The sequence below is a fragment of the Rhodobium gokarnense genome, from assembly GCF_025961475.1.
GTDB lineage: Bacteria > Pseudomonadota > Alphaproteobacteria > Rhizobiales > Rhodobiaceae > Rhodobium > Rhodobium gokarnense.
Map to the genome: position 1 here is coordinate 335,798 of NZ_JAOQNS010000001.1, position 20,968 is coordinate 356,765.

At 66.2% G+C, this 20,968-nt stretch carries 19 protein-coding genes; 17 read left to right on the forward strand and 2 right to left on the reverse strand.

All coding sequences use genetic code 11. The features are described from left to right. Positions 1 to 22 precede the first annotated feature (22 nt). The 8 genes from M2319_RS01580 (at position 23) to M2319_RS01615 (ending at position 9,170) form a co-directional block, all read left to right on the forward strand. Entirely contained in the window at positions 23 to 1,474 is a 1,452-nt protein-coding gene (locus tag M2319_RS01580; RefSeq protein ID WP_264599675.1) for an aldehyde dehydrogenase family protein, read from the forward strand. A 4-nt stretch (positions 1,475 to 1,478) separates the two neighbouring features. Continuing rightward, the gene (locus M2319_RS01585) at positions 1,479 to 2,468 is read left to right on the forward strand and encodes a dipeptidase (RefSeq protein ID WP_264599676.1); all 990 of its coding nucleotides are present in this window, start codon (positions 1,479 to 1,481) and stop codon (positions 2,466 to 2,468) included. Further along, positions 2,468 to 4,183: a hypothetical protein gene (locus M2319_RS01590; protein ID WP_264599677.1), complete on the forward strand. Its 1,716-nt coding sequence runs from the start codon at positions 2,468 to 2,470 to the stop codon at positions 4,181 to 4,183. The genes M2319_RS01585 and M2319_RS01590 overlap by 1 nt, the downstream gene beginning before the upstream one ends. Next, positions 4,180 to 4,914: a DUF3726 domain-containing protein gene (locus M2319_RS01595; protein WP_264599678.1), complete on the forward strand. Its 735-nt coding sequence runs from the start codon at positions 4,180 to 4,182 to the stop codon at positions 4,912 to 4,914. The genes M2319_RS01590 and M2319_RS01595 overlap by 4 nt, the downstream gene beginning before the upstream one ends. Positions 4,915 to 4,938: 24 nt before the next feature. After that, on the forward strand, positions 4,939 to 5,955 hold the full coding sequence (locus M2319_RS01600) for an Ldh family oxidoreductase (RefSeq protein WP_264599679.1): 1,017 nt from the start codon (positions 4,939 to 4,941) through the stop codon (positions 5,953 to 5,955). Between the two features lie 127 nt (positions 5,956 to 6,082). Then, complete coding sequence (locus M2319_RS01605; RefSeq protein ID WP_264599680.1) at positions 6,083 to 7,093, forward strand: ABC transporter substrate-binding protein; 1,011 nt, start codon at positions 6,083 to 6,085, stop codon at positions 7,091 to 7,093. 162 nt (positions 7,094 to 7,255) lie between these two features. Beyond that, positions 7,256 to 8,128, forward strand: a complete 873-nt coding sequence (locus tag M2319_RS01610; protein ID WP_264599681.1) for an ABC transporter permease — start codon at positions 7,256 to 7,258, stop codon at positions 8,126 to 8,128. A 4-nt stretch (positions 8,129 to 8,132) separates the two neighbouring features. After that, entirely contained in the window at positions 8,133 to 9,170 is a 1,038-nt protein-coding gene (locus M2319_RS01615) for a quaternary amine ABC transporter ATP-binding protein (RefSeq protein ID WP_264599682.1), read from the forward strand. A gap of 33 nt (positions 9,171 to 9,203) precedes the next feature. On the opposite strand, the gene M2319_RS01620 is transcribed toward M2319_RS01615, so the two are convergent. After that, complete coding sequence (locus M2319_RS01620) at positions 9,204 to 10,109, reverse strand: MurR/RpiR family transcriptional regulator (RefSeq protein ID WP_264599683.1); 906 nt, start codon at positions 10,107 to 10,109, stop codon at positions 9,204 to 9,206. Between the two features lie 144 nt (positions 10,110 to 10,253). Between M2319_RS01620 and M2319_RS01625 the strand changes: the two genes are divergently transcribed. From M2319_RS01625 to M2319_RS01655, 7 genes are all read left to right on the forward strand, one after another. Beyond that, positions 10,254 to 10,772 (forward strand): TRAP transporter small permease, encoded by a 519-nt coding sequence (locus M2319_RS01625; protein ID WP_264599684.1) that lies wholly within the window; start codon positions 10,254 to 10,256, stop codon positions 10,770 to 10,772. A 2-nt stretch (positions 10,773 to 10,774) separates the two neighbouring features. Next, a complete protein-coding gene (locus M2319_RS01630) occupies positions 10,775 to 12,055 on the forward strand; it encodes a TRAP transporter large permease (protein WP_264599685.1) in 1,281 nt (426 codons plus the stop codon). Positions 12,056 to 12,123: 68 nt separating this feature from the next. Next, on the forward strand, positions 12,124 to 13,164 hold the full coding sequence (locus tag M2319_RS01635) for a TRAP transporter substrate-binding protein (protein WP_264599686.1): 1,041 nt from the start codon (positions 12,124 to 12,126) through the stop codon (positions 13,162 to 13,164). Between the two features lie 111 nt (positions 13,165 to 13,275). Then, positions 13,276 to 14,487, forward strand: a complete 1,212-nt coding sequence (locus tag M2319_RS01640; RefSeq protein ID WP_264599687.1) for a diaminopropionate ammonia-lyase — start codon at positions 13,276 to 13,278, stop codon at positions 14,485 to 14,487. Further along, positions 14,484 to 15,716 (forward strand): M20 family metallo-hydrolase, encoded by a 1,233-nt coding sequence (locus M2319_RS01645; RefSeq protein ID WP_264599688.1) that lies wholly within the window; start codon positions 14,484 to 14,486, stop codon positions 15,714 to 15,716. The genes M2319_RS01640 and M2319_RS01645 overlap by 4 nt, the downstream gene beginning before the upstream one ends. Before the next feature lie 4 nt (positions 15,717 to 15,720). Next, positions 15,721 to 16,653, forward strand: coding sequence for an N-carbamoyl-D-amino-acid hydrolase (locus M2319_RS01650; RefSeq protein WP_264599689.1), 933 nt, complete (start codon positions 15,721 to 15,723; stop codon positions 16,651 to 16,653). After that, a complete protein-coding gene (locus M2319_RS01655; protein ID WP_264599690.1) occupies positions 16,650 to 18,116 on the forward strand; it encodes a pyridoxal-phosphate dependent enzyme in 1,467 nt (488 codons plus the stop codon). Before M2319_RS01650 ends, M2319_RS01655 begins: the two co-directional genes overlap by 4 nt. A gap of 68 nt (positions 18,117 to 18,184) precedes the next feature. On the opposite strand, the gene M2319_RS01660 is transcribed toward M2319_RS01655, so the two are convergent. Continuing rightward, a complete protein-coding gene (locus tag M2319_RS01660; protein WP_264599691.1) occupies positions 18,185 to 19,096 on the reverse strand; it encodes a hydrogen peroxide-inducible genes activator in 912 nt (303 codons plus the stop codon). Between the two features lie 129 nt (positions 19,097 to 19,225). On the opposite strand from M2319_RS01660, the gene M2319_RS01665 reads away from it, so the two are divergent. After that, positions 19,226 to 19,699, forward strand: a complete 474-nt coding sequence (locus M2319_RS01665; protein WP_264599692.1) for a Dps family protein — start codon at positions 19,226 to 19,228, stop codon at positions 19,697 to 19,699. A gap of 377 nt (positions 19,700 to 20,076) precedes the next feature. Then, positions 20,077 to 20,760 (forward strand): HAD family hydrolase, encoded by a 684-nt coding sequence (locus M2319_RS01670; RefSeq protein WP_264599693.1) that lies wholly within the window; start codon positions 20,077 to 20,079, stop codon positions 20,758 to 20,760. Positions 20,761 to 20,968: the final 208 nt, after the last annotated feature.

Sequence of the window (20,968 nt, forward strand, 5' to 3'; positions counted from 1 at the left end):
CTCCCCTGACGAGGAGGGCCGGATGACCAAGACCTACTGCAATCTGATCGCGGGAAGCTGGCGAGAGGGAGCTGCGACGGTCGAGAACCGCAACCCGTCCGATCTCGCCGATGTCATCGGATACTACGCACAGGCCGGCACCGATCAACTGGAACAGGCCGTCGCAGCCGCGCGCGAGGCCCTTCCGGCCTGCCGGGCGCTGGGGCTGGAGGCGCGCCAGACGGCGCTGGAGGCGATCGGACGCGAGCTCATGGCGCGGGCCGGGGAGCTCGGAACCCTGCTGTCGCGCGAGGAGGGAAAGCCGTTCGCGGAGGGCAAGGGCGAGGTGTACCGGGCCGGCCAGTTCTTCACCTATTTCGCCGCGGAGGCCCTGCGCCAGATCGGCGAGAACGCCGATTCCGTGCGGCCCGGCGTGGAGATCGACGTGCGCCGGGAGCCGATGGGCGTCGTCGCGGTCATCTCGCCATGGAACTTCCCGACGGCGACGGCAAGCTGGAAGATCGCGCCGGCGCTCGCCTACGGCAATGCGGTGATCTGGAAGCCGGCCAATCTGACGCCGGCCTCCGCCTGGGCACTCGCCGAGATCATCTCCCGCTCCGGGCTGCCGGACGGTGCGTTCCAGCTTCTGATGGGGTCCGGGTCGACCATCGGCAACGGCCTTGCCGGCCATCCGGGCGTCGATGCCGTCACCTTCACGGGCTCGCACGCCGTCGGCAAGAAGGTCGCTGCGGCGGCTGCGTCCAACCTCACCAAGTTCCAGCTCGAACTCGGCTCCAAGAACCCGCTCCTCGTCATGGACGATGCGGATCTCGACCTTGCGGTCGCCGCGGCCGCCGCCGGCGGCTATTCCGGCACCGGCCAGAAATGCACGGCCTCTTCGCGGCTCCTGGTGCACGAGACGGTGCACGATGCGTTCGTGGAGCGGCTCGGCCATCGCCTTGCGTCGATGAAGGTCGACCACGCCCTTGCGGAGGGCACGGAGATCGGCCCGGTGGTCAGCGAGGAGCAGCTTTCCGCCAACCTTGCCTGGATCGAGGAAGCCAAGACATGCGGCGTCGATATCGTCGCCGGCGGCGAGCGGGTCAGCCGCGCCACCGAGGGCTACTACATGACGCCGGCGCTGCTTGTCGGCACCCGCAACGACATGGCGCTCAACCGCGAGGAGCTGTTCGCGCCGATCGCGGCGGTCCAGAAGATCGGCTCCTACGAAGAGGGGCTGACGATCGCCAACGACACCGATTACGGGCTCGTCGCCGGCATCTTCACTGCCTCGCTCGCTCGCGCCAGCCATTTCCGGCGCAACGTGGAGACGGGGTGCGTGACGGTGAACCTGCCGACCGCGGGCACCGACTACCACGTCCCCTTCGGCGGGCGGAAGGCGTCGAGCTTCGGGCCGCGCGAGCAGGGCCGCATGGCGGCGGAGTTCTACACCCAGGTGAAGACGGCCTATATCCGCGCCGGCGATCCGGAGTGAGGACATGAGCGAGCGTCTTCCGGTCATCGATTGCCTGCAATACGCCAACTGGTCGGAGAAGATCTTCCGGCAGATGCGCGAGGGCGGGCTGGCGGCCGTCCACGTCACGATCTGCTATCACGAGGATTTTAAGGAGACGGTCGCCAATATCGGTGTCTGGAACCGACGCTTTCAGGCGTTTTCAGACGTCATCGTCGCGGGCCGCACGGCTGCCGATGTGGACGCAGCGATGGCGTCGGACAGGACCGCGATCGTCTTCGGCTGCCAGAACTGCTCGCCGATCGAGGACGACATCGATCTGGTGGAAATCTGCCACCAGCTCGGCATCCGCTTCCTGCAGCTCACCTACAACAACCAGAGCCTCCTTGCGACCGGCTGCTACGAAGCGGAGGATGCCGGCATCACCCGGATGGGCCGGCAGGTGATCCGCGAGATGAACCGGGTCGGCATGGTCGTCGACATGAGCCATTCGGCGGAGCGCTCGACGCTCGAGGCCATCGAGATTTCCGAGCGCCCGATCGCCATCACCCACGCCAACCCCGCAAGCTGGCACCATGCCCTGCGCAACAAGTCCGACACGGTGTTGAAGACGCTTGCCGAAAGCGGCGGCATGCTGGGCCTGTCGCTCTATCCCCATCACCTGAAAGACAAGAGTTCGTGCACGCTGACCTCCTTTTGCGAGATGGTTGCGCGAACGGTGGACCTGATGGGCATCGACCATGTCGGCTTCGGCAGTGACCTCTGCCAGGATCAGCCGGACAGCGTCGTCGAGTGGATGCGCAACGGCACCTGGTCGCGCGAGATGGACTATGGTGAGGGCTCGGCCGGTGCCGCGGGCTTTCCCGAGCAGCCGCTCTGGTTCCGCGACAACCGGGATTTCGGCAACATATTGGAGGGGCTCCGGGGCGTCGGCTTTTCAACTGGGGAGATCGAGCGCATCGCCTATCGCAACTGGCTCGACTTCTATCGAACATCCTTCGAGCGGGGTGCCTGATGCCGCCCCGGGAAGCGCTCGCCGCCGTTCCGCTCCGCCCGGCCGATCAGGTCATGCGGCTTGCGCGGATGGGCGCGGCCTTCCAGACGCGGCTTTCCTTCATGCGCCAGCTCCTGCGCCGGATGAGTTCCGAACACTGGCGCTTCGAGCGGCTCCGCTTCGACGTCGATGCCGACGGCTTCGGCGCCTCGGTCTATGCCGCGCACGGGCCGGAGCGCAGCTACAGCCTCGTTGCCTTTACCCGCGATATCCCGCCCGATGAGCGCACCGACCGGGTGATCGCAAAGGTCTGGGACGGCACCTTTTCGCTGTTCGACGGCATCCCCTCGGACGCCGACATCGCCCGGCTTTCAGAGAACACGCCGCGCCAGGAGGCGGGGCGGTTCCGGGCGAGCGAACTGGTGCTTGCCCGCGGCAACAAGAGCCTGCGCCTGTTCGAGCATGTGGTGGAGCGCCTTTCCCACGGCGAGCAGCCCGACGCGGAACTCCTCTGCGACGTCGGCTACCTGATGCGCACCACGGCGGTCTATGGCAGCGGCAAGTTCGGCTGTGCCGACCGGCTGAAGATCGCCGAGCGGCCCGAGCTTGCTGCGCCGTTTCAGGCGGAAATGCTCACCGTCTATCTGATCCGCTGGCTGACCATCGACCTTGTCAACCACGTCGCAAGCTGCCGCGGCGGCGAGGCGGCCGTTGCCCTCGATGCCGACCACGCCCGCTATCTCGGCATCGGCAATTCCACCGGCCTCGGCATGGTGCCGTTCCTCGTCAAATATCCGGAGCTGATCCACAACTGGGTGGCCGCGCGCGAGACGGCGCTTGCCCGGGTCCGGGCGATCACACACGCAAGCGATGACGAGATCGCCGGTTTTCTTGGCCTCATCGCCCGCGCCCTGCGCCAGGTCGGCGAATGGCGGGTCGAGGACGACACCCAGATCCGACGTATCGACGGTCTCAAGGTGGACCTTGCCGCTCTTGCTGACTGGTGCGGCGAGGGGCTGAAGGCCCCAAAACCCTGGGATGCGGCCTACCTGTTCGCAGAGGACAATTTCTCGCCGGAGGGACAGGAATTCACGGTCTCGCTGCTTTTGGAAGAGCGCGGCGACCTCGTCGACGACCTTGGCCCGACGATGAGCGCAACCAGCGGCTTTGTCCTCGATCCGACGATGGTGCTCGGCGACCTGAAGGCGTTGATCGAAGAGCATTACGGCTGGGCGCTCGGCATCGACTATGACGACCCGACGGCCCAGGAACGCTTCTGGTACTACTCCGAGGACAAGCTGGAGCCGCGGCTCGGCGAACGCTTCAAGGAGCCCGGCGCGGAGCGGGAAATGCCGCTCTCGGTCGGACGCGACGCGGCACGGCTTTTTGCCGCCGTCGCCGCGCGCGATGCGGCCGAGCCGGTCGCCGACTTCCTCATCGCCCATCCGGAATTCCGCCATATGGTGCGCCGGGTGCAGGGCACGGCCGTCGCGCCCTATGGCGAGATCCGCGACAACCTCCTTGCCGCCGGCGTGCGCCCGCTCGACGTCCTGCGCTTCAAGCTCGCCTTTTTCGGCGTCTCCAAATTCGATCCGAAATCGGACCTGTGGACCCGGGTCAACATGTTCCAGGGCGCGCCGCTGCCCCTGGAACTCGCGGCCGGCTGGGACGGCGAATGGGTGTTTCCGGTGCGTCCGGGCGGGCCGTCGGCAATCGCCGGGGAGGGGGCGTCATGAGCGCACCGGCAACCCCGCTCTCCCTCAACGAGATCAAGTTCTTTTTCACACGGGCTGCGGTCGGGGCCGGCGCGCCGTTCGGCTTCGGTGAGTCGTTTTCCAAGAGCCTCATTTTCCTTGCCGCGCTCGGGCTCGATCCGGCGCGGATCGCGGCCCCGGCGCTCGATGCCCTGGCAACGGGTGCGAGCGTTCCCGTTGCCGCCTTCGATGCCGGACCGGAGGGCCTGACGGCCCGCGCTACCATCCAAGGTGCGCCGATCTCCGCCCTCTATGCCGGGCCGGCGGTTGCCGACCGGCTGCTGCTTCTGGCCGCCCGCGGCGATGCGCTGCCCGTGCTCCTGCCGGCGGTCGACCAGCCGGCGCTGGTGCTGGCTGCCATTGGTGCCTCGAAGATCGCCCTGCCGCGGATCGCGGTCTCCTGGCACGACGGCGCCGATGCCGTGCGGGTCGTGCTTTCCGGCGACGGCGTGGACGTCTCCGGGGCGCCGGCCGCCGGTCTCGTCCGCCGCACGCCGGCCTTCACCACCGTTTGCGTCGCCGATACGGACGGCCTGCCGCCGTTTTCGGCCGAGGCCTTCCTCAAGGCGCAGTCCGGACGCCTGGCAGAGGGCGTTGCCGTCGACGGCGAGAGCTTTGCCGCGGTCCAGCGCCATTTCCGCAAATGCCTCGTTCCCTCCACCGACCGCTCGCGCATCGCCGGCGCCGGGGCGGGCCTCACCGACAATGACTGATCGAGACCTTTCAAGGAGCCCGCGATGGCCGAAGAACACCTGACTCTTGATGACGTGGAAAAGCTCGCGACGGACGCCCTGACCGGTGCCGGGGCGAGCCCTGAGGCTGCCGCGTCGGTGGCGCGCTCGACCGTCAAGGCGGAGCGCGACGGCATCCGCAGCCACGGCCTCCTCTATGTGCCGATCTATGCCGAGCACGTCGTCTGCGGCAAGGTCGACGGGCAGGCCGAACCGGTCGTTTCCCGGCCGCGGGCCGGAGCCGTCACCGTCGATGCGCGCTCCGGCTTTGCCCACCCGGCGATCGATGCCGGCTGGCCGGCGCTCGCTGAATCGGCGCGGCAGAACGGCATCGCCGCCATGACCGTCTTCAACTCCTACAATTGCGGCGTCCTCGGCCACCACGCCGAGCGGATCGCGGAGGACGGCCTCATCGGCCTTTGCTTCACCCACGCACCCGCCTCCATCGCGCCGGCCGGCGGCAGGACGCCGGTGATCGGCACCAACCCATTTGCCGTCGGCGTGCCCGATGCGGCGGGCGGGGCGGCGATCGTCATCGACCAGTCGGCGAGCGTCGTCGCCAAGTCGGAAATCATGCTGAGGGCGCGCACTGGAACGGCGATCGAGGCGGGCTGGGCGCTCGATGCCGACGGCAACGTCACCACCGACCCGGCCGAGGCCCTGAAGGGCTCCATGGCACCCGCCGGCGGCTACAAGGGATTCGGCGTCGGGTTGATGGTGGAGCTTCTCGCCTCCTGCCTCTCCGGCGCGGTGCTGTCCAAGGATGCAAGCCCGTTTTCCGGCACAAAGGGTGGGCCGCCGGGCACCGGCCAGTGCTTCATCGCCATCGATCCGACGGGTTTTTCCCCGGCGTTTTCGGACCGCGTGGCCGCGCTCAGCGCCGCCATCACCGCCCAGCAGGGGACCCGCCTGCCGGGCGGGCGGCGGCGCGCCAACCGCCTGCGTATCGTTGAGGAGGGCGTTACCGCAGACACCGAATTGCTCAACCGGATTCGCGGCTTTCGTCGTTCGGATTACAATTAAATTGAACCAGGGATCAATAATCTCGATTTGCGCCCGGCTATTCGATGGAACATGCTGTCGCCAATCGCGGGGCTGCAAGGCCCCGTTGTTATTACGTGACGAAATCAAACCTGAGGGGAATATCAATATGAATAGCCTCAAAACTTCTGTTTTCGGTGCTGTAGCTGCGGCGGCGCTGATCTCTGCTTCCGCCGCGCCGGCGTCGGCCACGGAATGCGGAACCGACGACAAGATCACCATTGCCGAAATGACCTGGCTGTCGGCCAGCACGCTGGCCCATGTCACCCAGAAGATTCTCGCCGACGGCTATGGCTGCAACGCCGAAGTGGTGCCGGGTGATACCGTCCCGACCGCGACGTCGATGCTGACCAAGGGCGAGCCGACCATTGCCCCGGAGATGTGGGTCTCCACCGCCCAGGCGATCTGGGACAAGATGATGGACAAGGGCAACGTCTATAAGGCCGGCGACATCTTCGGCAGCGGCGGCCAGGAAGGCTGGTGGATTCCGGACTACACCGCCAAGGAGCATCCGGAAATCAAGTCGATCAACGACCTGAAGGACAACTGGGAGCTGTTCGCCGACGTCGCCAATCCCGACAAGGGCCGGCTCTATGGCTGTCCTCCGGGCTGGGGCTGCGAGATCATCACCAACAATCTCTTCAAGGCCCTCAATCTGGGCGAGACCTACGAGCTGTTCTCGCCCGGTTCCGGCGCCAACCTGAAGGCTTCGATCGCCCGCCAGGTGACCCGCAAGAAGCCGATGGTCGCCTACTACTGGGGCCCGACCGCCGTCATCGGCAAGTACAACCTCGTCCGTCTCGACATGCCCGAGCATGACGCCGACAAGTTCAAGTGCCTGACCGACAAGAACTGCGCCGATCCGCAGGTCACCGGCTGGGCCGTCGGCGAGGTGGCCGTCGCCGCCACGACCGAACTGAAGGAAAAGGCTCCGAACGTCGCCGAATTCCTGTCCAAGATGCAGGTCCCGAACGACGACATCTCCAAGGTCCTGGCCTGGGGCGACGAGAACAAGGCCTCGCCGGCCGAGACCGCCGCCTACTTCCTGAAGAACAACGAGGCCATCTGGACCGCGTGGGTTCCGGAAGACGTGGCCGCCAAGGTCAAGGAATCGCTTTGAGCGGTTCCGGCGTTGTCGAACGCTGAAATCTGACAGGGGGACGGGCGCCCTTTTCCGCGCCCGTCCCTTTTTGCTTTCCCGGCCGCCCGCGCCGCGTCCTGCAGCGCCTTCCCTTTGCGGCCCGTTACCGATCCATCCAGAACATCCCACGGGAGCCGCGACATGGCGGAGAACTTTCCAGAACTCATCGACACGCGGGCGTTGCGTATCGGCATTGACGACGGTTTCAACTGGGTGGTCGCCAACTATGGCGAGGCCCTGGAAATAGCGTTTCTGCCCGTGCTCAGAATGCTGACGGAGACAGAACGATTCCTGCAATGGCTGCCCTGGTACGTCGTGCTTTTGGCGCTGTGCGCCCTGACCTATGCCGCGACGCGCAGCATCAAGGCCATGGTCGGCGTTGCCGTGATGCTGTTCCTGATCGGCCTGACCGGCATGTGGGATGCGGCGATGGCGACCATCGCCCTGATGCTGATCTCCACCCTTCTTGCCGTCATCCTCGGCATACCGATCGGCATTGCCATGTCGCGGTCGGACACCTTGCAGGCGATCTCGCTGCCGGTGCTCGACATCATGCAGACGATGCCGATCTTCGTTTACCTGATCCCGTTCGTGATGCTGTTCGGCCCGGGCAAGATCCCGGCGCTGCTGGCCACCATCGTGTTCGCGATCCCACCGGTGATCCGGCTGACCAATCTCGGCATTCGCCAGGTCGATGCGGAGGTCATCGAGGCGGTGACCGCGTTCGGCGCGACGCCGACCCAGCGCCTCTTCACGGCGCAGATCCCGCTCGCCCTGCCGACGATCATGGCCGGCGTCAACCAGACCACGATGATGGCGCTGTCGATGGTGGTGATCGCCTCGATGATCGGCGCCGGCGGTCTCGGCTATCAGGTGCTCCAGGGCATCCAGCGGCTGGAGGTGAGCCGTGGACTGCTTGCCGGCCTCGGCATCGTGTTCCTGGCCATCATCTTCGACCGCATCGCCCAGGCCTATGGCCGGCGATCGCAACAGCATCTGAATCTCGGGGACTGAGCCGATGACCGAAGAACAGAACATCAAGATCAAGGTCGACAGCATCTGCAAGGTGTTCGGCGAAGACCCGGAGTCGGTGATGGACCTGGTGCACCAGGGGGTCAGCAAGAGCGATCTCCTGGAGCAAACCGGACACGTCATCGGCATTCGCGACGTCAGCCTCGACATCGCCGCCGGCCAGACCTTCGTCATCATGGGGCTTTCCGGCTCCGGTAAGTCGACGCTGATCCGCCATTTCAACCGGCTGATCGAGCCGACGGCCGGGCACATCCTGGTGGACGGCGTCGACGTCGTCGGCATGAACCAGCGCGAGTTGAAGGAGTTCCGGCGCTCCAAGGTGTCGATGGTGTTCCAGCGCTTCGCCCTGTTGCCGCACAAGACCGTGCTGGACAATGTCAGCTACGGGCTCTTCATTTCCGGCATGAGCCGGAAGAAGGCCCATGACCACGCCATGGAGCAGGTCGAGCTGGTGGGCCTCTCCGGTTTCGAGCACCACTTCCCGACCCAGCTTTCCGGCGGCATGCAGCAGCGCGTCGGCCTTGCCCGGGCGCTCGCCACCGATGCCGAGGTGCTCTTGATGGACGAGGCGTTCAGCGCGCTCGACCCGTTGATCCGCAACGACATGCAGTCCCAGCTCAAGGAACTGCAGGCGCGGCTGCACAAGACCATCGTCTTCATCACCCACGACCTCGACGAGGCGCTGAGGATCGGCGACAGCATCGCCATCCTGAAGGACGGCGAATTGCGCCAGGTCGGCACCGGGACGGAGATCATGCTGCATCCGGCCGACGACTACGTCGAACGCTTCGTGCGCGACGTCAACCGCTCGCGGGTGCTGACCATCGGCTCCATCGCCGAGCCGGTCGACGGGGTGCTTGAAGGCCTGCCGGCCGACACGCCGCGGATCCGCCAGGACACCATGCTCGACGAGGGATTCCGGGCGCTTGCCACGGGATCGGGCACCGCCATCGTCGTCGACGAGGCGTCGCGGCCGATCGGCGTGGTGACGCCGAAGACCCTGCTTGAGGCCCTGGCGGGCTGACGGGACCGCCCGGCATTGATGCCGGGCGAGCGTTCAATCGAAGTCGTGCAGGTCCTCGTGCAGGCCCTCGATGCGCTGCAGGCGGGCCCGCGCCTTGGCGCCGAGCCGGTTGAAGACGGCGACGGCGAGGAAGTGCAGCAGCGACATTGCCGAAGCGTAGCGGTCGAAGACGTCGCGGCCGCGCACCGCGCAGGGGATCGTCCAGGTCGCGTGCGGGGAGGGCTTTGCCGTCCTGTCGGTGATGTAGAGCAGCTTCGCGCCCGCCTTGCCGGCGGCGGCCATTGCCTGGCGCATCTCGTCGACCCGGCGGCGAAAGCCGAGGACGATGAGGACGTCGTCCGGGGTCAGACCGGCGATCTCCTCGGCCAGCGTCTCGCCGGGCGAGGGCAGGAGATAGACCTCGTCGCGGCCGATCAGGAACTGCTGGCGGGCATAGCCGGCGAGATAGTGGCCGTTGCGGTAGCCGAGGAAGAACACCCGGCGGGCACGGCAGATAGCGCCGACGATCTCCGCAAAGACGTCTGACTGCAGGGTCTCCAGCGTCAGCGTGATGTTGCGGGTGTCCTGGTCGATCTGGGTCTGGACGCGGCTGCCGAAGCTGTCGGCCGGCGCCTCGCGCGACAACAGGTAGAGGGGCGAGCCCCAGGTCTGGCCGTCGCGGGCGGCGCGGCGCGCCTCCTCGAAACTCGCAAAGCCGAGACGGCGCACCAGTCGCGTCACCGCGGCCTTGGAGCCGCCGGAGAGGCTCGCCAGTTCCGTCGCGCTGTAGGCGGCGACCTCGCCAGGGGATTCCAGGATCAGGTCGGCAATCCGCCGCTCGCTTTCCGGCAGGTCTTCATAGTGGGCGCGGATGCGGCCTTCCAGCGACGAGGTCACCGGCGCCATCGGATCGGGGCCCGATCCGTTGTCGTCGTCAAAACCTGTGCGTGTATCGGACATGATCGATTCCCGCTGGCGTTCCGACTCGTTAGACTATACTAAAATTCCAGTTTCAAAAGCCCTTGACGATCTGAAATTTCGGTTTCAGAGTAGTGGCAACGATAAAACACACCGCCACATCCAATCGCCGAAGAGGGGCATCCTTTGCAGGATCTGGCACGGCATGCGATCGGCCTCAGCCGGCGGCTCAACTGGTTCGTCGAACGGCTCTGCGTCGGCCTTCTCATCCTCCTCGTCCTCGATGTCTGGCTCGGCGTGCTGGTGCGCTACGTGCTGCCGTCGAACTGGACCTTCACCGAGGAACTGGCCCGCTACCTGATGATCTGGATGGCGTTGCTCGCCGTCTCCAGCGGCATCTCGCACCGCGAGCATATCGGCATGCTGGTCATCTTCGAGCGCTTTCCGCCGCTCGCCCGCAAGCTCCTCGCCATTGCCTTCGACGTCATCGCCTTCGTCTTCTTCGCCGTCATCTTCATCTACGGCATCGGCTTTGTGGAGCGCGGCTTCTCGCGGCTCACCATGATCTACGAGATGCCGAAGGCCTATCCGTTCATCGGCGTGCCGCTTGCTGCCGGGCTCGCCTGCATCCAGCTCTGCCTTGTCGCCGTCCACGACTTCTTTGCGTCCGATGTCCATGCGGCCGCCGACCGGGCGGAGATCTGATCATGCTGGTCGTTGCCGCAACCTTCTTCATCCTCCTCTTCCTCGGCATGCCGGTCGGCTTCGTGCTCGGCGTTGCCGGCCTCGTCGGCATCTTCGAGATGGGCGGCGGGCGCTTCCTGATGATGGCGCCGGACCGCATGTTCGCAGGGCTCGACCTGTTCCCGTTCCTCGCCATGCCGTTCTTCATCCTGGCCGGCGAGATCATGAACCGCTCCGGCATCACCATGCACCTGGTGCGCTTTGCCGATGCGCTGGTCGGCTGGCTGCGCGGCGGGGCGGCCCATTCCAACATGGTCGCCTCGGTGATGTTCGCCGGCATCACGGGCGCCGCCACCGCCGATGCCGCCGCCTTCGGCAACACGCTGGTGCCGGCGATGGTCAAGCAGGGCTACACCAAGCCCTTCGCCTGCGCGGTCACGGCCGCCGGCTCGATCATCGGCCCGACCATCCCGCCCTCCACGCTGATGGTCATCTACGGCTCGATCATGGGCGTTTCGATCGCCGGCCTGTTCGCCGCCGGCATCGTCCCCGGCCTCCTCATCTGCGCCATCTGCATGGCGATCATCGCCGCGCTGGGCAAGCGCCTCAACCTGCCGAAGCGCGAGGGCGGGCCGCAGCTCCTGCCGATCCTTCGCGCCTTCAAGGAGAGCTTCCTGGCGCTGGTGCTGCCGATCTTCATCCTCGGCTCGATCCTCGGCGGCATCGCGACGCCGACGGAGGCCGCCTCCATCGCCGTCTTCTACGCGCTCATCGTCGGCGGCCTCGTCTATCGCGGGCTGACCTGGCACGACCTCTACGACATGTGCGTCCGGACCACCCGGATCACCGGCGTCATCTTCCTGATCATCGCCTCGGCCTCGATCCTTGGCTGGTGGATGACCTTCAACCAGATCCCCCAAGCCGTCGCCGAGGGGTTTCTGGTGCTCTCCAACGATCCCAACATGATCATCGGCATGATCATCGCGCTCTTGCTGTTCATCGGCCTCTTCATGGACATCAACGCGACGCTGATCATCCTTGCACCCGTCCTGGCGCCGCTGACGGCGGAGATCGGCATGGACCCGGTGCATGCCGGCATCATGATCATCCTCGCCCTCAACATCTCGCTGATGACGCCGCCGGTCGGCGCCTGCCTGTTCGTTCTCGCCTCCGTCACCAAGGAGAAGATCGAGAACATCGCCAAGGCGCTGTGGCCGTTCCTCATCGGCGAGGTGCTGGTGCTTTTCATCATCGCCTACTGGGAGGGTCTGACGCTGGCCGTTCCCAGATGGCTGGGGCTCTAGCCCCGTCCTCCAGCCGCTGTGTCGTCGGCGGCGCCGCCTCCACCCGCAAACCCGAAAGAGGTAACAACATGAGTATCTTCCAGAAAATTGCGACTGCCGCCACGACGGCCGTCGCAGCCGCGTCGATCGCCGGCAGCGCGCTTGCCGCCGACATCACCATCCGCGTCGGACATCTCAACCCGGCCGATCCGTTCGAGAGCCATTCCGGCGCCATGGCGGCGATCTTCAAGTCGCTGGTGGAGTCAGCCTCCGGCGGCGACATCGAGGTCAAGATCTATCCCAACGGCCAGCTCGGCAAGGACAACGAGGTCATCCAGCAGGTCCGTGACGGCATCGTGGAATCGACCATCTCGTCGGCCGGCGGCATCGCCCAGCACTATCCGCTGGTCGGCATCTTCGACATCCCGTTCGCCTTCCCGAACATCGCGGTGGCCAGCCGGGTGATGGACCAGCGCAGCGAGTTCGGCAAGAAGTTCTGCGCCGACCTTGAGGCCAAGACCGGCCTGAAGGTGCTCGGCATGATCGATTCCGGCGGCTTCTTCGCCTTCACCAACTCCAAGCGGCCGATCAAGACCGTGGAGGACATGGACGGCCTGAAGATCCGCACCATGACGCTGCCGACCCATAAGGCGATGGTCGACTCGCTCGGCGCGCAGGCGACCCCGCTGCCCTGGGCCGAGGTCTACACCTCGCTGCAGACCGGCGTTGCCGACGGCGAGATGAACCCGATCCCGATCATCGCCTTTGCCAAGTTCGACGAGGTCCAGAAGTACCTGTCGATCACCAACCACGTGATCACCCCCTACATCTGGACCATGAACAAGGACTTCTACGAGAGCCTCAGCCCGGAACATCAGAAGATCGTCGACTGGGCCTCGGAAGTGGCGACGGAATCCGGCCGCGGCGTCTCGCGCGTCATCGAGGCCTCCGACCGCGGCCTGCCGAAGCTCGCCAAGAACATGGAAGTCAATGTCGTCACGCCGGAAGAGCAGAAGAAGTTCGCCGCCGCGGCGCAGCCGGCGGTGCGCAAGCTGATCGCCGAAAAGCTCGGTGCCGAGGGTACCGAGATGCTGGACGCGATGATGGAGGCCATTGAAAAGGCGGAATAACGCTTCTGCCGCCCGGACGGGACCGGGGGGCGGCGCCCCCGGTCCCGTCTTCTCCCGAACGCTCGAAATCTCCAAACGTCAAACGCCAAAAAAACAGAAAAACCAGCTCCCATGACACTTGCCTTTCCCCAGCTCCCCTTCGAGCTGATCGACAACCCAGCCGCGGACCCGGATGCGGCCTATGGCGACCGCCAGGCCGCCGTGCTCAATGCCGAGGGCCTGGCCGAGGCGCGGCGCTGCATCACGGCCTGGCCCGGCTACGCGCCGACGCCGCTGATCGACCTTGCCGGCCTTGCCCGTGACCTCGGCATCGCGAGCCTCTCCTACAAGCAGGAAGGCGCGCGCTTCGGCCTCAAGAGCTTCAAGCCGCTCGGCGGTGCCTTTGCCGTGGAGCGCTGCCTGGTCCGCGCGGTTGCCGAGGCGACTGGCGAAGAAGACATCGATCCGGCCCGCATCCTCGACGGGACCCATGCCGACATCGTCTCCAGGGTCACCGTGACGGCGGCGACCGACGGCAATCACGGGCGCTCGGTCGCCTGGGGCTCCCGCATGTTCGGCTGCCGCTGCGTCATTTTCATCAACGAGGCGGTCTCGGCCGCCCGCGAGGCGGCCATCGCCGATTTCGGCGCCGAAGTGCGGCGCCTGAAGGGCAGTTATGACGATGCCGTGCGCCATGCCTTCAAGACCGCGCGCGAGGAGGGCTGGACCGTCATTCCCGATACCAGCGACGGCGACATCGTTGAAGCGCCGCGCGACGTCATGCAGGGCTATGCGCTGCTTGCCGACGAACTCTTCGATCAGCTCGACGTGGCCCCGACCCATCTCTTCCTGCAGGCCGGCGTCGGCGGCATGGCGGCCGCGGTCGCCGCCGAATTCTGGCGGCGTTCCGGCGCCGCCCGGCCGATGACGATCCTCGTCGAGCCAAAGCAGGCCGCGTGCTGGTTCAAGAGCCTTCAGGCAGGAACGCCGACGCCGGTCACCGGCGATATCGACTCCTTCATGGGCGGGCTTTCCTGCGGCGAGTGCTCGATGCTTGCCTGGGCGATCCTGCAGCCGGGCGCCCATGCGGCGATGATCGTCGACGACGCGGCGGCGAAAGAAACCATGCGGCTCCTCGCCGAGGGCGATCCGCCGGTGGTCGGCGGGGAATCCGGCGTTGCCGGCCTTGCCGCGCTGATCACGGCGGCAACCGATCCCGCCGCCCGCGAAAAGCTCAAGCTCGATGCGACCTCCCGCGTCGTCGTCATCGGCAGCGAGGGGGCCGTCGACGAGGCGGTCTACCGCGAGGTGGTCGGCACACCTTCCCATGAGGTGGCGGCATGATTACCAACCACAGGATCGATCTCGACCGGCTGATGGGCCGGATCAAGGCCCTCGGCAAGATCGGCGCGCTCGACGGCGGCGGGGTCTGCCGGCTGGCGCTCAGCGATGCCGACAAGGCGGGCCGCGACCTCGTCAGCGGCTGGATGCGCGAGGCCGGGCTCGACGTTACCGTCGATGCCATCGGCAACGTCGTCGGCGTGCGAAAGGGCGAGACGGACGGGCCGATGGTGCTCGTCGGCTCGCATATCGATACGGTGGCGACCGGCGGGCTCTATGACGGCAATCTCGGCGTCCTTGCCGGGCTGGAAGTCATCGACGTCCTCAACGATCTCGGCCTCACCACCCACCATCCCGTCGGGGTCGCCTTCTTCACCAACGAGGAGGGCGCGCGGTTTGCGCCCGACATGATGGGCAGCGGCGTGCACCAGGGATCGCTCTCTCTCGACACCTGCCTCGCCACCGCCGGCATCGACGGCGCGACCGTCGGCGAGGAACTTCGTCGCATCGGCTATGCCGGCGAGACGCCGGTCGGCTCGCTCACCCCCCGCGCGTATTTCGAACTCCATGTGGAGCAGGGGCCGGTGCTGGAGGAGGCGGGCATCGCCATCGGCGCCGTCACCGGGGTGCAGGGCATCTCCTGGACGGAGTACACCATCACCGGCGTGTCCAACCATGCCGGCACCACGCCGATGCGGCTGCGCCATGACGCCGGCTATGTGGCCGCCGAGATCGCCGTCGAAGCGCGCCGGATCGCCCGCGAATTCGGCGGCGACCAGGTGGCGACCTGCGGTGCCATCGAACTCGATCCGGGCCTTGTCAACGTCATCGCCCGCTCCGCCCGCATCACCGTCGACCTGCGCAACACCGACGATCTCCTGCTGAGGGAGGCCGAAGCGCGGATGGCGGAACGGGTCGGCGAACTGGAAAAGAGCGAGGGCGTGACGATCGCCGTTCGCAGCCTTGCCCGCTTCGCGCCGGTCGCCTTCGACGAGGCGTTCGTGTCGCTGGTCGCGGAAACGGCGCAAAAGCTCGGCCATTCGGCGATGCGCATGCCGTCCGGCGCCGGGCACGATGCGCAGATGTTTGCGCCGAACTGCCCGACGGCCATGGTGTTCGTGCCGTCGGCCGGCGGCATCAGCCACAATGTGGAAGAATACACCGCACCGGACGAGATCGCGGCGGGCGCCAATGTGCTCCTGCAGATGGTCCTGTCGGCGGCGGGGAGGTGAGGGCATGTCCCGTATCGTAAACGTCGCCGCCGCCCAGATGGGCCCGATCGCCCTTGACGAGCCGCGCTCCTCCGCCGTCTCGCGGATGATGGCGCTGCTGCGCCAAGCCAAGGACGAGCACGCGGATCTCGTCGTCTTTCCGGAGCTGGCGCTCACCACCTTCTTTCCGCGCTGGTACATGGTGACCGATGCCGAGATCGAGCGGTTCTTCGAACGCGGCATGCCGAACCCGGACGTCCAGCCGCTGTTTGACCTCGCCCGAGAGCTCCGGATCGGCTTCAATTTCGGCTATGCCGAACTGACGCCGGACGGGCAGCGCTTCAACACCGCGATCCTCGTCGACAAGGCGGGCCAGATCGTCGGCAAATACCGCAAGGTGCATCTGCCGGGGCATTTCGACAACGAGCCCTGGCGGCCGTTCCAGCACCTGGAAAAGCGCTATTTCGAGACCGGCAATCTGGGCTTTCCCGTGGTCGAAGCCTTCGGCGGCAAGGTCGGCATGTGCATCTGCAACGACCGGCGCTGGCCGGAGACCTATCGGGTGATGGGCCTGAAGGGCGCCGAGATGATCGTCCTCGGCTACAACACGCCGCTGCACTATCCGCCGGCGCCGGAGCACGACCATCTGCAGGACTTCCACAACCGGCTCGTCATGCAGGCCGGGGCGTACCAGAACGGCACCTGGGTCGTCGGCGTTGCCAAGGCCGGCCGCGAGGAGGGCTGCGATCTCATCGGCGGTTCCTGCATCGTCGCGCCGACGGGCGAGGTGGTTGCCGAATGCGCGGGTCTTGAAGACGAGGTGGTCGTTGCCCTTTGCGACCTCGACCGCTGCCAGGAGATCAAGTCCAACGTCTTCAACTTCGCGCTCCACCGGGAGCCGGAAAACTATCAACTGATCACCGCAGCCAAGGGCGCGGTCTCCGGAGACACCAAATGAGCCTCGGGCTGGAACGCGACATCATCGATCAGGCCGCCTACGACAAGAACCTGCAGCACCTGCGCGGCGCCGGCGTCACCCTGCCGAAGATCGCCGACCTTGCCGACCCGCCGGCGCGGCTGGCGGAGAAGGCGGCCGAGATCGCCGGCATCGATCCGGACACGCCCGCGGCGGAGAACCTCTTTCGCGTCCACTGGCACAACGATACGAGCCGGCGCGGCCTCGCCGACGTCCCCGATCACGTGGTGCTCGGGCCGGAGCTGACCGGGGTGGATGCCAAGATCGTGGTTGCGCTCGGCAATCGCTTTCCGATGATCCACGCCCACAAGGTTCTCGCCGCCTATGGCTGTCTGGTGCCGCGGCTGTTGTCGGGAAAATTCGATGCCGGCAGGCACCGTGCCGTCTGGCCGTCGACCGGCAACTACTGCCGCGGCGGCGTTGCCATCTCGCGCATCCTCGGCTGCCGCTCCATCGCCGTCCTGCCGGAGGGCATGAGCAAGGAGCGCTTCCGTTGGCTGGAGGAATGGACGGCGGACCCGGCCGACATCGTCCGCACGCCGGGGACGGAGAGCAACGTCAAGGAGATCTACGACGCCTGCCACGAACTGGCGAAGGACGACGAGAACATCATCTTCAACCAGTTCTCCGAATTCGGGAACTACATCGTCCACCGGGCCGTGACCGGGCCGGCGCTGGCGCGCACCTTTGCCGCTGTCGGCGAGGGCTTGAGGCCCCGCGCGTTCGTCTCGGCCTCCGGGTCGGCGGGGACGCTCGCGGCCGGCGACTTTCTGAAGGCCGAGCTCGGCACCGATATCTGCGTGGTGGAAGCCACCGAATGCCCGACGCTGCTCTATAACGGCTATGGCGAGCACAATATTCAGGGCATCGGCGACAAGCACGTGCCGCTGATCCACAACGTCCTGAACACCGATTTCGTCATCGGCGTTTCCGACCGGGCGACGGACAATCTGAACCTCGTCTTCAACACCACGGCGGGCCGCGATTATCTGCGTAACCGCACCGGGTTGTCCCAGGAGGCGCTGGCGGGTCTCGGCGATCTCGGGCTCTCCTCCATCGCCAACATCCTCGGCGCCGTCAAATACGCCAAATATATGGGGCTCGGGCCGGACGACGCCGTCCTCACGGTCGCCACCGACGGGGCGGCGATGTACGAGACCGAACTCGCTATGGCGGAGGAAAAGGTGCCGGGCGGGCGCTTCGAAGCGCTGGATGCGGCGGAGGCCTATGGCCGCTACATGCTGGGGGCTGCCACCGACCACACGGTCGAGCTCGGCCGGTTCGACTGCGAGCGGATCTTCAATCTCGGCTACTACACCTGGGTGGAGCAGCAGGGCGTCTCGCTCGCCGATTTCGACGCCCGCCGCGACCAGGCGTTCTGGGACGGGCTGATGGACCTCGTCGGTATCTGGGACGGCATGATCGAGGCCTTCAACAAGGCCTGATCGGGGTGGGTGCTATTTATGCGTAGAACGGATGATGCGTTCTACGCAGTGTTCGTACTACGGTTCCTTTAGGCTGTGGCTTCGGTTTGTTCGGCCGGCACAAGCTCTTTTGCCAGCAGGCGGAACTCGCAGGCGCGCAGGGAGGCCGCCCGCCAGATGAGGCCGATGCCGCGGGACGGCGCGCCCTCGAGGGGGCGCAGCACGATGTCGGTGCCCTCGGCGATATGGCCGTCGATGGCGAGTTGCGGCAAGAGGGTGACGCCGATGCCCGCCGCGATCATCTGCACCAGCGTATAGAGGCTCGTCGACTCGAACTGGGAGCGGCGCCGGCGTTCGCCGATCTGGCAGGCCGAGAGCGCGTGGCCGCGCAGGCAGTGGCCGTCTTCCAGGAGCAGCAGCGGTTCGGCTTCGAGATCGTCCTGGGTGATGTGCGCCTTGTCGGCGAGGCGGTGGCCCGCCGGCACGGCGAGCCGGAACACGTCGTCGAACAGCGGCTCAGTGACGAGGCCTTCCGTGTCATAGGGCAGGGCGATGATGGCGGCGTCGAGGTCGCCGCGCTTCAGCCGGGCGATCAGGTCGTCGGTCTGCTCCTCGCGCAGGAAGAGGCGCAGGTCCGGGAATTTCCGCCTCAGGTCCGGCAGCACCCGCGGCAACAGGTAGGGCCCGACGGTCGGAATGACGCCGAGGCGGAGATCGCCGGAGAGCGGTTTCTTCTCCGCCGCGGCGACCGCCATGATCTCCCCGGCATCCCTCAGCAGCGACCGGCTGCGGGCAGCGATTTCCCGGCCGAGCGGCGTCATCCGCACGCTGCGCCTGGTGCGTTCGGCGAGCGGGATGCCGAGCACCGTTTCCAGGTCCTTGATGCCGGCGCTCAGCGTCGACGGAGTGACGCTGCACTCTTCCGCCGCATGGCCGAAATGCTCCGTATCGGCTAGGGCGACGAGGTATTCGAGCTGCTTCAGGGTCGGCAGGATACGCATTCCGGGGGTCCTTCAGAATTCGGAAAAACCGAACACAAACTCCAGCATATATCGTTTCACTTTAGAAAATGCGAATACTATCTATCGATCAACGGCCAACGGGGCCGCAGACAGCAAAAGGAGCGCAACATGGAACAGACCATCGATATCGGCATCAAGACGGAAGACCGCACGGCCATCGCGGACGGCCTGGCGCGGCTGTTGGCCGACACCTACACCCTCTATCTGAAGACGCACAATTTCCACTGGAACGTCACCGGCCCGATGTTCAACACGCTGCACACCATGTTCGAGGAGCAGTACACGGAACTGGCGACGGCGGTCGACGAGATCGCGGAGCGCATTCGCGCCCTCGGCGTTGCCGCGCCGGGCTCCTACAAGCAGTTCGCGGACCTGACCTCGCTCAGCGAGGAGACCAGCGTGCCGGACGCCAAGGAGATGATCCGCCAGCTCGTCAAGGACCAGGAAGCGGTGGTGCGCACCGCGCGCAGCGTCTTCCCGACGGCAGAGGCCGCCAATGACGAGCCGACCGCCGATCTCCTGACCCAGCGCATGCAGATCCACGAAAAGACCGCGTGGATGCTGCGCTCCATGATCGCCTGATCTCCACAGGAAAAAGCCCACGGCCCCCGAGCGCATTTTTTCCGGGGCCGACGGATCGGAGGGGATGCCTCGCGGACGTTTCGGGACAGCGCTCTCCCGGGGCCTCCGCCGCCACACCAGCGGCACGTCCCTTCCCTGCTGCCCGGAGCCCCCTCGCTCCGGGCAGCCTTCTTCAGCGGCTTGTCGGGTCTCTTGTCCGATGAGCGGAAAACGCCCGGCCGGACCTCCCCCTCCCCATCCGGCCGGGCGTTTTTTTGCTGCCGAAAATCCATTCAAGGCGGGCGCCGACCTTGGCGCGGCGGGTGCGGCGCCATATGTTGGGGCCGTGGCGGTCGTCCTCCTCCCACTCTTCCTTCCGGCCGCCGACGGAGATTTCCATGCAGCTCGTCATTTTCGATTGCGACGGCGTCCTGATCGATTCCGAAGCGGTTTCGATCGCCTGCGAGGCCGAGGCCTACAACAAGGTCGGCCTCGACATCAGCGAGCCGGAATTCGCCGTGCGCTTCGCCGGCCTGCCGCACGAGCGCATCAAGGAGCTGGTGGAGGAGGAACTGGGCCGGCCGCTGCCGGAGGATTTCGAGGACAACAAATACCGCGTCTTTCACGAGCGCATGGCTCTTGAACTGAACGTCATCGAGGGCGCGCACGAGGTGCTCGATTCGATCGATTATGCGCGCTGCGTCTGCTCCAATTCCAGCATGTGGCACCTGAAGACCTATCTTGGGAAGTTCGATCTCTACGACCGCTTCCGGCCTTACATCTTTTCCGCGCCGGAGGTCCGCGAGGGCCGCACCAAGCCGGCGCCGGACGTCTTCCTGCATGCCGCCGAGGAACTGGACGTCGACCCGGCAGAGTGCTGCGTCATCGAGGATTCGGCCTTCGGCGTCATCGGCGCCAAGACGGCCGGCATGCGCGTTATCGGCTTCACCGGCGCCAGCCACACCTGGCTCGGCCATTCCGACGCGCTGATGGAGGCGGGGGCGGAGACCGTCGTCCGGCGGCTTTCGGAGATCCCGGCGACGCTGGAGGCGCTGGAGCATTGGCGCGAGCCGGTGGCGTAGGGTCCGTCGCTATTGCCGTGCGATCCGCCCTGGATTGCTTCGCTGCGCTCGCAATGACAATTTTCTCTTTGTTTTCAGTGTCATTGCGAGGAGGCCGCCAGGCCAACGTGGCAATCCATAGGGCCTTGCGATGTGATCTTTCCCGCCAATGCAATCCTCAGCCGTCATCCCGGCCTTGATCCGGGACCTATTGCCCCTGTCAATGCGG